Annotated in this window: 16 protein-coding genes; 6 read left to right on the forward strand and 10 right to left on the reverse strand. The window is 73.9% G+C overall.

The genetic code is table 11. From position 1 onward, the window contains the following. Positions 1-2 precede the first annotated feature (2 nt). The 4 genes from ACGFIR_RS10550 to dut all read right to left on the reverse strand — a co-directional run bounded on the left by ACGFIR_RS10550 (position 3) and on the right by dut (position 2,524). Positions 3-686, reverse strand: coding sequence for a DUF3159 domain-containing protein (locus tag ACGFIR_RS10550; protein WP_393004082.1), 684 nt, complete (start codon positions 684-686; stop codon positions 3-5). Positions 687-717: 31 nt separating this feature from the next. Further along, entirely contained in the window at positions 718-1,095 is a 378-nt protein-coding gene (locus tag ACGFIR_RS10555) for an OB-fold nucleic acid binding domain-containing protein (RefSeq protein WP_393004084.1), read from the reverse strand. A gap of 126 nt (positions 1,096-1,221) precedes the next feature. After that, positions 1,222-1,878 carry a DUF3710 domain-containing protein gene (locus ACGFIR_RS10560; protein WP_393144442.1) on the reverse strand — a complete coding sequence of 219 codons (657 nt, stop codon included), beginning with the start codon at positions 1,876-1,878 and terminating at the stop codon, positions 1,222-1,224. A gap of 25 nt (positions 1,879-1,903) precedes the next feature. Next, positions 1,904-2,524: a dUTP diphosphatase gene (gene dut / locus ACGFIR_RS10565; protein ID WP_393004088.1), complete on the reverse strand. Its 621-nt coding sequence runs from the start codon at positions 2,522-2,524 to the stop codon at positions 1,904-1,906. Between the two features lie 49 nt (positions 2,525-2,573). Between dut and ACGFIR_RS10570 the strand changes: the two genes are divergently transcribed. Next, on the forward strand, positions 2,574-3,074 hold the full coding sequence (locus tag ACGFIR_RS10570) for a DUF3093 domain-containing protein (protein ID WP_393004701.1): 501 nt from the start codon (positions 2,574-2,576) through the stop codon (positions 3,072-3,074). Between the two features lie 196 nt (positions 3,075-3,270). Here ACGFIR_RS10570 and ACGFIR_RS10575 read toward each other — a convergent pair whose 3' ends face one another. Beyond that, positions 3,271-4,053, reverse strand: a complete 783-nt coding sequence (locus tag ACGFIR_RS10575; protein WP_393004703.1) for a hypothetical protein — start codon at positions 4,051-4,053, stop codon at positions 3,271-3,273. A 488-nt stretch (positions 4,054-4,541) separates the two neighbouring features. Then, positions 4,542-4,838: a DUF4193 domain-containing protein gene (locus ACGFIR_RS10580; RefSeq protein ID WP_007075406.1), complete on the reverse strand. Its 297-nt coding sequence runs from the start codon at positions 4,836-4,838 to the stop codon at positions 4,542-4,544. 435 nt (positions 4,839-5,273) lie between these two features. Between ACGFIR_RS10580 and ACGFIR_RS10585 the strand changes: the two genes are divergently transcribed. Further along, positions 5,274-5,789, forward strand: a complete 516-nt coding sequence (locus tag ACGFIR_RS10585) for a LytR C-terminal domain-containing protein (RefSeq protein ID WP_393004705.1) — start codon at positions 5,274-5,276, stop codon at positions 5,787-5,789. Positions 5,790-5,833: 44 nt separating this feature from the next. Here ACGFIR_RS10585 and ACGFIR_RS10590 read toward each other — a convergent pair whose 3' ends face one another. Then, complete coding sequence (locus tag ACGFIR_RS10590; RefSeq protein ID WP_393144444.1) at positions 5,834-6,649, reverse strand: inositol monophosphatase family protein; 816 nt, start codon at positions 6,647-6,649, stop codon at positions 5,834-5,836. A gap of 288 nt (positions 6,650-6,937) precedes the next feature. Between ACGFIR_RS10590 and ACGFIR_RS10595 the strand changes: the two genes are divergently transcribed. Beyond that, complete coding sequence (locus ACGFIR_RS10595; RefSeq protein WP_393004092.1) at positions 6,938-8,536, forward strand: RNA polymerase sigma factor; 1,599 nt, start codon at positions 6,938-6,940, stop codon at positions 8,534-8,536. Positions 8,537-8,780: 244 nt separating this feature from the next. Then, entirely contained in the window at positions 8,781-9,014 is a 234-nt protein-coding gene (locus ACGFIR_RS10600; RefSeq protein WP_074474066.1) for a hypothetical protein, read from the forward strand. Positions 9,015-9,128: 114 nt separating this feature from the next. Here ACGFIR_RS10600 and ACGFIR_RS10605 read toward each other — a convergent pair whose 3' ends face one another. The 3 genes from ACGFIR_RS10605 to ACGFIR_RS10615 all read right to left on the reverse strand — a co-directional run bounded on the left by ACGFIR_RS10605 (position 9,129) and on the right by ACGFIR_RS10615 (position 11,937). Beyond that, positions 9,129-10,859 (reverse strand): DEAD/DEAH box helicase, encoded by a 1,731-nt coding sequence (locus ACGFIR_RS10605; protein WP_393144446.1) that lies wholly within the window; start codon positions 10,857-10,859, stop codon positions 9,129-9,131. A 168-nt stretch (positions 10,860-11,027) separates the two neighbouring features. Continuing rightward, the gene (locus ACGFIR_RS10610; protein WP_393004096.1) at positions 11,028-11,678 is read right to left on the reverse strand and encodes a trimeric intracellular cation channel family protein; all 651 of its coding nucleotides are present in this window, start codon (positions 11,676-11,678) and stop codon (positions 11,028-11,030) included. A 40-nt stretch (positions 11,679-11,718) separates the two neighbouring features. Next, complete coding sequence (locus ACGFIR_RS10615; RefSeq protein ID WP_357564418.1) at positions 11,719-11,937, reverse strand: DUF3039 domain-containing protein; 219 nt, start codon at positions 11,935-11,937, stop codon at positions 11,719-11,721. A gap of 88 nt (positions 11,938-12,025) precedes the next feature. On the opposite strand from ACGFIR_RS10615, the gene ACGFIR_RS10620 reads away from it, so the two are divergent. Both ACGFIR_RS10620 and ACGFIR_RS10625 read left to right on the forward strand, forming a co-directional pair. Beyond that, positions 12,026-12,955, forward strand: coding sequence for a pseudouridine-5'-phosphate glycosidase (locus tag ACGFIR_RS10620; protein WP_393004098.1), 930 nt, complete (start codon positions 12,026-12,028; stop codon positions 12,953-12,955). Beyond that, positions 12,952-13,848 (forward strand): carbohydrate kinase family protein, encoded by an 897-nt coding sequence (locus ACGFIR_RS10625; protein ID WP_393144448.1) that lies wholly within the window; start codon positions 12,952-12,954, stop codon positions 13,846-13,848. Before ACGFIR_RS10620 ends, ACGFIR_RS10625 begins: the two co-directional genes overlap by 4 nt. Positions 13,849-13,860 lie beyond the last annotated feature (12 nt).

The raw sequence follows: 13,860 nt of genomic DNA on the forward strand, positions 1-13,860 counted from the left end.
GCTCAGCCGCCGGGCAGCGCCTCGGGCTCCGCTTCCCGGGTCACCCGCCGGACCGTCCAGACGGTGATCAGCAGCAGCAGCACGTACGGCGGGTAGCCCAGCACCAGCCGCGCCACGCCGAGCGCCGTGTCCTGGTGGGCGAGGTAGAGCCCGGCCTGCACGCCCACCTTCGCCAGCCACACCACGCCCCAGAGCACGGTGAGCCCGGTGAAGGTACGCACCAGTCGCGGGTCGTCGCGCCACTCCGAGCGGCCCTTGGCCACCAGCACCGACCAGATCCACCCCACCAGGGGCTGCCGGACCGCCGCCGAGACGAGCAGGGCCAGCCCGTAGCCGATGCCGTAGAGGATGCCGGGGAGGTAGAAGTCCCGTTCGTCGCCGGTGCGCCAGGCGATCGCGGCGCCGACGGCGATGCCGAAGAGCCCGTTGACCGCGTGCCGGACCGGTCGGCGCTGCGCCAGCCGGAGGCCGGCGATCAGGAGCGCCACCGCCACCGAGGCGATCACGGCGGGCCGCAGCTCGCCGATGATGTTGGCCAGCACGAAGACGACCACCGGGATGCTGGACTCGACCAGCCCCCGCCAGCCGCCGAGCTGGTCGGCCATCTGCTCGGCGAGGGTGGGCAGCTGCTCCTCGTCCTGCGGGTCACTCGCCGGCTGTGCCGCCCGGTGCTGTCCCGTCGTCATCGCACGCCTTCCGTCCGCCGCGGCCACCGGGTCACTTCGGCGGTTCCAGCTCGTAGTACGGGTTGTAGATCACCTTGCGGTCGTCGCGCACGGCCACCCGCCCGCGCGCGGTCAGGTGCCGACCGGGCTCGATGCCGGTGATGTGCCGCCGGCCCAACCAGACCAGGGTGACCACGTCGCTGCCGTCGTAGAGATCCGCTTCCAGGGTGGGCAGGTTGGTTCGGGGGGTGTAGACCACCGTACGCAGCCGGCCGGCCACGGAGACCACCTGGCCCCGCGTGCACTGCCCGGCCGGGACACCGCCGTGCTCGGCGCTCTCCCGGCGCAGCTCCTGCGCCTCGATCTCCGCCTCGCTCGCGGTGAGCCGGCGCAGCATGCGGCGCAGACCCCGGCCCTCGTCGGTCGACATGACCTCCGTGTCACCCTCTCCACGCTGGCCGACGCCACGCCGGCACCCGGGCAGGCCCCGGCGGCGCCGGAACCGTCCCGCCAGCGTACGCCGAAGGGGCCGGTCCCGGCGCGTCGTGCCGGACGGTCAGGCCTCGCGGGGCGCGGGAGCGGGGTTGGCCTCGGTCGCCGCCTGGTCGGCCACGTCCCGGGGCAGCCGCAGCGGCAGCGGCTCACGCACCGGCTTGGCCTCCTGGCCCCGGTCGACCACCAGGCCGTCGAGGCACTCGGCGAGCGGGCCGGCGGCGGCCGGGTCGCTGGCCGCGTCGCCCTGGTAGACGCCGCGGACCATCCAGCGCGGCCCGTCGATGCCGACGAACCGCAGGGCGGTCAGGCCGTCCGGCGTACGCACCCGGGCGTGCAACTCGGTGCCGTACTCGCCCTGAACCTCCTGGGCCGCCGCGCCGTCGTTGAACAGCGACTTGCGGATCTCCTCGCGCACCTCGTCCCAGATGCCCTCGGAGCGCGGCGCGGCGAAGACGCCGAGCTGGAGCGCGTTCGCCCCGTGCACGAGCACGACCTGCTGGATCACGCCCTCGGGGTCGGCCTGCACCCGCACCTCGACGTCGCGCACCGCCGGGATGTGCAGGCTGCCCAGGTCGAGCCGCTGCACGCCCTCGGGCGCCTCGGAGATGTCGTACGGCCCACGGGCCGGGGCCGACTCCTCCTGGGAGTCGAGAACCTCGGTCGTCTGCTCGTCACGGGCGTGCCGTCCGGCACTGTCCCGCTTCCGGGAGAAGATCACTGCGCCAACCTTCCGCTGTTCGTTCTCACCCTGCCACCTCTTCCGTCCGGCCGCCTGCCCGGTCGCGCTCTTCCCGTCGCGCGTCGGGCACGTCCGGCGCCCACCGTGCCTCCGGGGCCCCGCCCTGCCCGTCGCCCGCCGCCGGCGGCGCCAGGCCGGCGTGGCCGCCGGTGGAGCCGTGCCCGCCGCTCCCGCGCCGGGACGCGGGCAGCTCGGCCGTCGGAAGGAACTCCGCCCGCGCCACCCGCTGCACGACGAGCTGTGCGATCCGGTCACCGCGGGAGATCTTCGCCGGTGTCTCCCGATCATGATTGATCAGGTTGACGAGGATCTCACCCCGGTAGCCGGCGTCGACCGTACCGGGCGCGTTGAGCACCGTCACGCCGAGTCTGGCCGCCAGCCCCGAACGGGGGTGGACCAGGCCCACGTACCCCTCGGGCAACGCGATCGCCACGCCGGTCGGGACCAGGGCGCGACCGCCCGGTGGCAGCTCGACGTCCGCCGCCGCCACCAGGTCTGCCCCGGCGTCGCCGGGATGGGCGTACGCCGGCAGCGGCAACTCGGGGTCGAGCTGCCGTACGGGCACGGGTACGACTTCCGTCACGGTTCCCCTCTTCCGTCCGTCTTGCTGGGGTGACCCTGCCATCCTGCCGGTTCCGCCGGCCGTCGTGCGCCGTACCCTGGCAGGAGTGAGCCTGTCAGCATCCTCGTCGTCTCCGGTGTCGACCGCCGCGACGCCCCCGCAGCACACCGAGCGGCTCGGTCTGCCCTGGTGGTTGTGGCTGGGTGGCCTGGCCACGGCCCTGCTGCTGGCCGTGGAGGTCTGGATGGGCGCGCCCGGCGTCCGCGCCTGGCTGCCGTTCGCCGTGCTGCTCCCGGCGACCGTCGCCGGCCTGGCCTGGCTGGGCCGGATCAGGATCTCCGTACGCGACGACGAACTGCGGGTGGACGACGCCCGGCTGCCGGTCCGCTTCGTCGCCGACGTCGTCCCGCTGGACGCCGCCGGCCGGCGTGAGGTGCTCGGGGTCGGCGCCGATCCGCTGGCGTTCGTGGTGCAGCGGCCCTGGATCCCCGGCGCCGTACAGGTGCTCCTCGACGACCCGGCCGACCCCACCCCGTTCTGGGTGGTCAGCACCCGCCGCCCGGTCGAGCTGGCCGAGGCGGTCCTCGCCGCCCGCGACGCCGCCCGTCCCTGAAACAGCCGCGCCGCCGACGTCCGGAGTCTTCCCGGCGCCGCCCGCGCCCTGAGCCCGTCCCACCGCCGCCCGCGCCCTGATCTTCCCGGCACCACCCGCGCTGAGCCCCTCCTGGCGCCACCCGCGCCCTGGGTCCGTCCCGGCGTCGCCCCGCGCCTGAGCCCGTCCCGGCGCTGTCGGCTCCGCTCGCGGCGGTTCAGCGGGCGCCCGGGAGGGCCGGCGGGGTGCCGGGCAGTGCCTTGGACTGGCGGCGCAGGTCGCTGCGGAGCTGGTCGGCCATCATCCGGGTGGCGCGGCGGTTGAGGTAGCTGGCCACCGCCGCCCCGGTCAGGAACGGGCCGAGGGTGGTCAGGTTGCGGCCGAAGCGCTTGAGCAGCGTGTCCCGCAGCTCCTTGCGCGCGGCGGTGCCCAGCACCGCGCCGACCCCGACACCGGGCATCATCGGGTTGATCCCCCGCTGCCCGGCCCAGGACTGCATCAGCGCCACCGCCCGCTGGGTGCCGCCGGTCGGCGTCGGCATCCCGTAGACCTCGTGCAGCTCGCCGATCAGCTTGAGTTCGACGGCCACCACGGCGACCGTCTCGGCGGCGAGCAGCACCGGCGCGGAGAGCAGCGCCGGGGCGACCGTCCACTCGACCGCCGCCACTCCCCCGCCGGCGGCGCCGATCCCGGCCGTCGTCCGGGCGGCGTTGCGGACCAGCCGCTCGGCCAGCGCCTCGCCGTCCAGGCCGTCGAAGTGCCGGCGCAGGGTGGCCAGGTCGCGTACGGGCACGTGCGGGGCGATCTCGGCGACCGTGTCGACCATCCAGCGCACCGCGCTCTTCGGCTTGAACAGGTCCGTCAGCCCGCGCGCCCGCGCCTGCCCGACGAGCCGACCGAGCAACTGGCGCCGGCGGGCCGGCTCCACGTCGTCGGCGGTCAGCGCCGCGACCGTGGCGCCCAGTTCGTCCGCGCCGCGGTCGGCACCGGGCGGGGCCACGACGGCGGCGTGATCGCCGCGCGTGACCACAGGATCGTCGTCACGGTCGCGGGGAGTCGTGGAGTCGCCGTCCTGGTCGTGCGGGGCCCTGCGGTCACCGTCGCGCCCGCGCGGGGCCGTGGCGTCACGGTCGCGCGGGGGCACGCCGTCACTGTCACGGTCGCCCGGGGACCTGCCGTCACCGTCGCCGTGGTGCGGTGCCGTGGCATCGCCCCCGGGCGCGTCGGCGTGGTCACGCCGCACGGACGCGGGCGCGGCGTGGTCGCCCCGCGCGACGGGGCCGCCCGGGCCGCCGGCCCGGCCCAGGTCCGCGCCAGGCGTGCCGCCGGACTCGCTCCGCTCGCTCATGCCCGACCTCCCCCAGATGGACCGACGTCGACGTGACGGGTCACCGTCATCGAGTCAAGCAGGTCCACGGGACCATCGCACGGCGACTCGGACAGCGGCGGCCCCGACGAGGGAGCCGCCGCTGGTGCGGACGCACGATGTCAGACGCACTCGCGGCAGATGAGTTCGCCGTTGCGCTCGACCGCCAACTGGCTGCGGTGGTGCACCAGGAAGCAGCGGGCGCACCGGAACTCGTCCTGCTGCATCGGCAGCACCTTGACCGTGAGTTCCTCGTCCGCCAGGTCGGCGCCGGGCAGCTCGAAGCTCTCGGCCACCTCGGCCTCGTCGACATCCACGGCGCCCGATTGTGAGTCGACGCGTCGGGCCTTGAGCTCTTCCAGGCTGTCCTCGCCGAGGTCGACCTCGTCGCGACGCGGGGCGTCGTAGTCGGTGGCCATCGGTTTCACTCTCCCATATCGATGTTGTCGCTTCCGGTTGTAACGCCGGACGACGCTGTTTCGGTTCCGCTGGCCGGCCACCACTTGTGTCGGTCACCCGACCCGAAGACAGCACGGGCGAAGGCGTCCCCCAAGGAACACCCTGCGAGCGCGGAACCCTACCCCCCCTGTGGGCGAGGCATGTATACCGCCCTCGTGGCTGAGATGTACGCCCCCGCACTCGAAGTTGTTCCCAATGTGACTCAGGCGACACGAAGATAGGGGTAGTACTACCTGGTTCCCGGTTGGCGCGCCGGCATGTCCGGCTGTTTCCACGCGACGGCCGGACAACCGTTAACCTCAGCGGCGTACTCGACGGCCGGCGGGGCGGCCCGTCCACCGGCGGCCGCCACCACCCACCACTGTCCGGGGAGCACCCTGATGAGCTTTGCGCGAGTGCGAGCACTCGTTGTCGTCGGCCTGCTGGCGGTGCTGGCCCTCGTCTTCGTGGTCGTCGCGCTGGTCCGCGACACCCAGAGCAGCGCCGGCCTCGCCGGAGGCTGCCCCGAGGGCTGGCCGCTGGCCGACGTGACCCTGCGGGAACCCAAGGACGTCAAGATCAACGTGCTCAACGGCACGGACCGGATCGGCCTGGCCACGTCCGTCGCCGACGACTTCCGCAACCGGAAGTTCCAGGTGAAGAAGGCCGGCGACGAGAAGAAGCAGATCGACGACATCGCCGTCCTGCGCTACGGCCCGAAGGGGGTCGGCTCGGCGCACCTGCTGCGGGCGTACTTCCTCGACAACGCCGAGTACGACTACGACGCCAAGCGCACCGACGACGTCGTCGACGTGGTGCTCGGCAGCGGCTTCCAGCAGCTCGCCACCACGACCGAGGTCAACCAGTCCCTGGGCGACCTCGGCGCGCCGGTCGCCCCGGCCGGCTCCTGCCCGGTGCGCGAGGACGACTGAGCGCGCCGCGCCCCCGGTCCCGCCGGGGGCGCGGCACCGGCCGGTCAGGGACCGCCCGAGGCGTCCAGGTCGGCGAGGCGGTCGTGCAGCGGCTTGAACAGCGCCGCCGGCGCGGCGATCACCAGGTCCGGGCCGGCGGGCAGCCCGCCCAGCCCGGCGACCAGCAGCCCGGCCTCGGTCGCCACCAGGCCGCCGGCTGCCTGGTCCCAGGCGGCGAGCCCCTTCTCGTAGTAGGCGTCCACCCGCCCCTCCGCCGCCAGGCAGAGATCCACCGCAGCCGCGCCGAAGCGACGGATGTCCCGGATGTGCGGGATCAGCTCGGCGATCACCCGGGCCTGGTGCGCCCGGCGCGCCGGGTCGTAGCCGAAGCCCGTGGCGACCAGCGCCTGGCCGAGGTCGGTCTCGACGGAGCAGCGCAGCCGCTCGCCGTCGCGCCAGGCGCCCCCGCCGGCCGTGGCCGTCCACTCCTCGCCCGTGCTGATGTTGCGCACCACCCCGGCGACCACCTCGCCGTCGACCTCGGCGGCGAGCGACACGGCGTAGTGGGGGATCCCGTAGAGGTAGTTCACGGTGCCGTCGATCGGGTCGACGATCCAGCGGACCCCGCCGGGGCCGACCGGGCCGGTCTCGCCCGCGCCGTACTCCTCGCCGAGGACGGCGTCGCCCGGCCGCAGCCGGCGCAGCGCGGCGATCACCTGTCGCTCGACCGCCCGGTCGGCAGCGGTCACCACATCGGTGACGGTGCTCTTGGTGGCGGCGACCGACACGCCCTCGACCCGCATCCGGTGCGCGGTGGCGGCCGCGTCCCGGGCCACCTCGACCGCGATCTCAAGCAGTTCCGACGGCGTCGAGCGATCCATCGTTCGTCCCCTTCCCGCACGGCCGGGGTGTTCCGACTCACGCGCGGTACCATCCTTACAAAGTCCACATCTACGTCGAATCGGCGGTCCCCGCCGCGGGTCCGCCGTGCGGCGACGGATGATCGTCGCAGACGGAGTTACAATTCACCCCTGCCCACGCTGCGACGGACCGCCAACGACCGGCCGGCCCGGGACACGGGGGTCCCTCAACCACATCGCCCGGCAAGGTGCCCCGCTCTGCGTCGGACGACCCGGCCGTGCTCGCTCTTCGCCTCCGGAAGGTCATTCGTGACAGAACCCCGCCAGACCGGCGCCGACGTTCGCTCGCTCACCGACACTCTGATCGCCCACGCGCAGAGCGCCGGCGGTCAGCTCACGTCGGCTCAGCTCGCGCGCACCGTCGAGTCCGCCGAGGTGACTCCGGCCCAGGCCAAGAAGATCCTGCGGGCACTCTCCGAGGCGGGAGTGACCGTGGTGGTGGACGGCTCGGCGAGCACCCGCCGCCGCGTCGCCGCCGCCCGATCGGCCACCCCGGCGTCCCGGGCCACCACCGCCAAGACCACCAAGAAGGCCGTCGCGCCCGCCCCGAAGCAGGCGCCCGCCGCCGACGAGGCAGCGGCGCCCGCCCCGCGCAAGGCCGCCCCCCGCAAGGCCACCGGCACCACCGCCGAGGTGGCCAAGGCCGCCGCCCCGGCGAAGGCGACCAAGTCGACCCGGGCCACCAAGGCGACGGTCGCGGCGGCCGGCGCCGCCTCTGCCAAGGCCGGCGGCAAGGCCAAGGGCGAGGGCGACATCGACCCGGAGGAACTGGCCGCCGAGATCGAGGACGTGGTCGTCGAGGAGCCGGCGGAGCTGACCCGGGCCGCCGAGACCGACGCCGCCAACTCGGCCAGCGACAACGACTTCGAGTGGGACGACGAGGAGTCCGAGGCGCTCAAGCAGGCCCGCCGCGACGCGGAGCTGACCGCCTCCGCCGACTCGGTGCGCGCCTACCTCAAGCAGATCGGCAAGGTCCCGCTGCTCAACGCCGAGCAGGAGGTGGAGCTGGCCAAGCGGATCGAGGCCGGGCTCTACGCCGCGGAGCGGCTGCGCGCCGCCGAGGAGGGCGAGGAGAAGCTCACCCGCGAGATGCAGCGGGACCTGGGCTGGATCTCGCGGGACGGCGAGCGCGCCAAGAACCACCTGCTGGAGGCCAACCTCCGGCTGGTCGTCTCGCTGGCCAAGCGCTACACCGGCCGCGGCATGGCCTTCCTCGACCTGATCCAGGAGGGCAACCTCGGCCTGATCCGCGCGGTCGAGAAGTTCGACTACACCAAGGGCTACAAGTTCTCCACCTACGCCACCTGGTGGATCCGGCAGGCGATCACCCGGGCGATGGCCGACCAGGCCCGCACCATCCGCATCCCGGTGCACATGGTCGAGGTCATCAACAAGCTCGGCCGCATCCAGCGCGAGTTGCTCCAGGACCTGGGCCGCGAGCCCACGCCGGAGGAACTCGCCAAGGAGATGGACATCACACCGGAGAAGGTGCTGGAGATCCAGCAGTACGCCCGGGAGCCCATCTCGCTGGACCAGACCATCGGCGACGAGGGCGACAGCCAGCTCGGTGACTTCATCGAGGACTCGGAGGCCGTGGTCGCGGTCGACGCGGTCTCGTTCTCGCTCCTGCAGGACCAGCTCCAGCAGGTGTTGCAGACGTTGTCCGAGCGTGAGGCGGGTGTGGTACGCCTGCGCTTCGGCCTGACCGACGGGCAGCCGCGCACGCTGGACGAGATCGGCCAGGTCTACGGGGTGACCCGGGAGCGGATCCGGCAGATCGAATCCAAGACGATGTCCAAGCTGCGCCACCCGTCGCGCTCGCAGGTGCTCCGGGATTACCTGGACTGATCGCAAACGTCAACCGAACGTGTCGTTTTGACCACCTGGCGTGCAACGTCGGAAGGTGACCGTCCGGTTGCTCGATTGTGATCGTTGACGTGGCACCCTGGGTGCACGGCACACTGTCCCTGCCATGTGTGACCTCGGTCCCCCGCGGGCACACAGGGAACGCAGCGCCGGGACAGGGTGTTGCACGATAGGTGAGCAACGACCGAAGAGATTGTTCATCGGTGACGACCAGAGGAGGAAGGCGATGACCCCGACCCTCACGCCGCCGCCCGAGACGGTGGCTCCCCCAGCCGCCGATGAACGGTGCGACCGCTGCAATGCTGCCGGCAAGCTCCGGATCACTCTGGCGGGTGGGAGCGAGCTGGTGTTCTGTGGGCACCACGCGAACAAGTACGCGGAGGATCTCGTGAAGATCACCGTACGGTTCGCGACGGACCCGGAGTTCAGCTGGCGTGGCGCCGATCTGATGGCGAACTGAGAGATTCCGCGACCCACGACATAAGCCGGCCGGAGGCCCCCAGACGGGGCCTCCGGCCGGCTTTCTACGCACCGGGGACGCCGACGCCGCGGCCGACCGAGGCGGGCCCGGACCTCAGAGGGTCTGGACGGTGGCGATGCGTTCCTCGAGCTGCTCGATGGTGGCCTGCGCGCTCGGCGGGCCGCCACAGAGGCGGCGCAGCTCCGCGTGGATCTTCCCGTGCGGCTGCCCGGTGCGGTGGTGCCGGGCGGCCACGAGGGCGTTCAGTTGGCGACGTAGGGCGACCCGACGCTGGGCGGCACTCATCGGTGCCGGCGGCGCCGTGGACGTCTCAGCGGCCGCCTCAGCCGGCCTGGCGGCCCGTCGGCGCTGGGCCGCGAGCTGCTCCTGCTGCCGCTTGGTCAGCAGGAGGGCGACCTGGTCGGCGGTGAGCAGCCCGGGCAGGCCGAGGTATTCCTCCTCCTCGGGGGTGCCGGCCTGGGCGGCGGTGCCGAACGAGGCGCCGTCGAAGATCACCTGGTCCAGCTCGGCCGTGGCGGAGAGCGCGGCGAAGCGCTTCTCCAGCTCGCCGCTGGCCTGGTCGTCGCGCTGGGCGCGCTCCAACAGGTCGTCGTCGAAGCCCTCGCGGTCCTTGGGCTTGCCGAGCACGTGGTCCCGCTCGGCCTCCATCTCGCTGGCCAGCCCGAGCAGGTGCGGCACGCTGGGCAGGAAGACCGAGGCGGTCTCGCCCGGACGGCGGGCGCGGACGAACCGGCCGATCGCCTGGGCGAAGTAGAGGGGGGTGCTGGCGCTGGTCGCGTACACGCCGACCGCCAGCCGGGGGATGTCGACGCCCTCGGAGACCATCCGGACCGCCACCAACCAACGTTGCTCGGACGCCGCGAACGTGGCGATCCGCGCCGAGGCGCCCACGTCGTCGGAGAGCACCACCGCCGCGCGCTCGCCGGTCACCTGCGCGATGAGCTTCGCGTACGAGCGGGCGGCCTGCTGGTCGCTGGCGATGATCAGCCCGCCGGCGTCGGGCATCCCCGCGTTGCGCAGCACGGTCAGCCGGGCGTCGGCGGCCCGCAGCACCTGCGGCATCCAGTCGCCCGCCGGGTCCAGCGCGGTACGCCACGCCTGCGCGACGAGATCCTGGGTCATCGGCTCGCCGAGCCGCGCCGCCAACTCCTCCCCGGCGTTGGTGCGCCACCGCGTCTCCCCCGAGTACGCCAGGAAGAGCACCGGCCGCACGACGCCGTCGCGCAGCGCGTCGGCGTAGCCGTAGACCGAGTCGGCGCGGGAGCGGAGCAGCCCGTCGCCGCCCCGCTCGTAGCTGACGAACGGGATCGGGTTGTCGTCGGAGCGGAACGGGGTCCCGGTGAGCATCAGCCGGCGCTCGGCGCCCTCGAAGGCCGCCTTCACCCCGTCGCCCCAGGAGCGGCTGTCCCCCGCGTGGTGGATCTCGTCGAGGACGACCAGGGTGCGCCGGGTGAGCGTGCGCCGCTTGTGCACCTGGGGCGCCATGCCCACCTGCGCGTACGTCACCACCGCGCCGTGGAAGTCGGCGGAGGAGTGCAGGTCGGCGTTGCGGAACGCGGCGTCGAGCTGGATGCCGACCCGGGCCGCCGCCTGCGCCCACTGGGTCTTCAGGTGCTCGGTCGGGGCCACCACGGTCACCGCCTCGACGGTGCCGTCGGCGAGCAACTCGGCGGCGATCCGCAGCGCGAAGGTGGTCTTTCCGGCGCCCGGGGTGGCGACCGCCGTGAAGTCGGGGTCACGCCGGCGCAGGTACTCCACGAGTGCCTTGCGCTGCCACGCGCGCAGTGCCGGAAACGTCTCGATCGCCGGCAACCGGGCCGCCACGGGAAGCTCCTCTCCGACCGCCTGACGGCGGACCCCGGGCGAGGGCCACGGGTACCGCCGCCCATGAAAACGCCTCCGCGCAGGTGGTGCCGCGAAGGCCGACTCAGCATAACCAGGGCGGGCCGCCCGACCCAGCCGACGCCACGCTGGTCACATCCGCCACGCCTGTCAGGGCTGGACGCCGGAGGTGCCCGTACGCGGCGGACGCAGGGTGGCCACCGGCGCCGACCAGCGCCGTCGCAACGCCACCAGGCGCAACAGGAAGACCACGACCGCCGCCGCGGTCAGCCAGCCGGCGTTGGCGTGCCCGAGGGCGTCCAGCAGCGCCACGAGGATCGAGCCGGCGAGGGCGGCGACGGCGTAGATCTCCCGCCGCAGCACCACCGGGATCTCGGCGGTGAGCAGGTCGCGGCCGAGGCCGCCGCCGATCGCGGTGAGCATGCCGATCACGCAGGCCCCGACCGCGGGCACCTGGGCGTCGAGCGCCTTGACCGTGCCGGTGACGGTGAACAGCGCCAGCCCGGCCGCGTCCAGCACGAGCACGGTGGTACGCAGCCGGGCGAACTGGGGGTGCAGCCAGAAGACGGCGGCGGCGGTGACGGCGGCCGTGGCGGCGTACCGCCAGTCGCCGAAGGCCAGCGGCGGCGCCTCGTCGATCGCCAGGTCCCGGAAGATCCCGCCGCCGAGCGCGGCCACGAAGCCGACGAAGACGACGCCGAAGAGGTCGAGCCGTTTGGCCACCGCCGCGGAGGCCCCGGAGGCGGCGAAGACCGCCACCCCGGTGAGATCGGCGAGGAGCAGCGCGGTGGAGGTGGTCACCGGCGAAGGTTACGTGCGCGACCGGAGGGGTCGCCCACGTTCACTCGGCCCAGGAGTCGTAGATCTCCTTGCACTTCGGGCAGACCGGCGAGCCGGGCTTGGCGGCCTTGGTGACCGGGAAGGTCTCGCCGCACAGCGCGACGACGAAGGTGCCCATGACGGCACTCTCGGCGATCTTCTCCTTGCGTACGTAGTGGAACATCTCGGGACCGGTGTCGGCGTCCTTCAGCTCCGGACGCTCGAGAACCTCTGTGCTCACTTTGTGCACCTCCGGCCGTCAAGTCTGGCAGGTCACCCCCGATCCGGTCCACTTCAGGCCGACGGAACGGGGGCCGTACGGTGGTGACGTGACCGACTTCCACATCCGCCACGGCAGCGAGGTTGCCGACGCCCTGCGCGACGGGCGTCCCGTCGTCGCCCTGGAGAGCACCATCGTCTCGCACGGCCTGCCCAGGCCGGACAACCTGCGGGTGGCCCGGCAGATCGAGCAGGCCGTCCGGGACGCGGGCGCGGTCCCGGCGACGATCGGCATGGTCGGCGGGCGGCTCGTGGTGGGCCTGGACGACGCGGAGCTGACCCGGCTCGCCACCGTCGACGGGGTCGCCAAGCTCTCCGTACGCGATCTCGCCCTCGCCGCCGCGAGTGGCGCGGACGGCGCCACGACCGTGGCCGCGACCAGCGCGGTGGCCGCCGCCGCCGGCATCGGGGTGTTCGCCACCGGCGGCCTCGGCGGCGTGCACCGGGAGGCGGCGCAGACCTTCGACGAGTCGGCCGACCTGGTCACCCTGGCCCGCACGCCGATCGCGGTGGTCTGCGCCGGGGTCAAGTCGATCCTCGACGTGGGCGCCACCCTGGAGCGGCTGGAGACCCTCGGCGTCGGCGTGGTCGGCTTCCGGACCCGGCGCTTCCCCGGCTTCTTCATCACCGACGGCGGCTTCGACCTGGACTGGTCGCTGGACTCGGCCGAGCAGGTCGCGGACGTGCTGGCGGCCCGGGAGCAGCAGCGCGTGCACCAGGGCGGCCTCATCGTGGCCAACCCGCTGCCGACCGACGAGCAGCTCGACCCGGAGCTGCACGACCGGACCCTCGCCGACGGGCTGGCCCTGCTGGAGCGCGACGGGGTGACCGGCAAGGCCGTGACGCCCTACCTGCTCGCGCACTTCCACTCGGCGACCGAGGGGGCGAGCCTGGCGGTGAACGTCCGGATCATCCTGCGCAACGCCGACCTCGCCGCCCGGATCGCCGTCGCCGCGGCCGCCCGCCGCGCCGGGGCATGACCACGGGCCGCGTCCTCGTCGTCGGCGACCTCATCACCGACGTGGTGGCGGTGCTGGCCGGGCCGATGGCCACCGGGTCGGACACCCCGGCGGCGATCCGGTTCAGCGGCGGCGGGCAGGCTGCCAACACCTCGGCCTGGCTCGCCGCGCAGGGCGTACCGGTCACGCTGGTCGGCGCCGTCGGCGACGACGACGCCGGGCGGGACCGGGTGGCCGAGCTGGAACGGGCGGGGGTGGACTGCGCGACGAGCGTGTGCCCGGACCGCGCCACCGGGACGGTCATCGTGCTGGCCACGGCCGGGGAGCGGTCGATGATCACCGAGCGGGGCGCGAACCTGCGGCTGGCCCCGCGCGACGTCGACGCGGCGCTGGCCGCCGCGCCGGACGCGCGGCACCTGCACCTGTCCGGGTACACCCTGCTGGACGCCGAGTCCCGACCGGCGGGGCTGCGGGCGCTGGCCGCCGCCCGCGAGCGCGGGCTCACCACCAGCGTCGACGCGGCCTCCGCGGCCCCGCTGCGGCGGGTCGGCGCGGCGGCCTTCCTGTCCTGGGTACGCGGGATCGACCTGCTCCTGGTCAACGCCGACGAGGCGACGGTGCTGGCCGGCGGGCTGGACCCGGCCGCGCAGGGCCGGGCGCTGTCGGCCACCGCCCGGCGGATCGTCGTCAAGCAGGGCGCGGACGGGGCCGTCTGGGTGGAGCGGGACTCCTCGGTCGCCGTGGCGCCGGCACGCCGGGTGGCGGTGGTCGACGTCACCGGGGCCGGGGACGCGTTCGCGGCCGGGCTGCTGGCCGCCTGGCTCGACGGCGCGGAGCCCGCGGTGGCGCTGCGCCGCGCCGGCGACCTCGGTGCCCTCGCGGTCTCGCAGATCGGCGCCCGCCCCGCCCCCTGACCGGGGCGGGTG

It is taken from the genome of Micromonospora sp. NPDC049051 (assembly GCF_043197575.1).
GTDB lineage: Bacteria > Actinomycetota > Actinomycetes > Mycobacteriales > Micromonosporaceae > Micromonospora.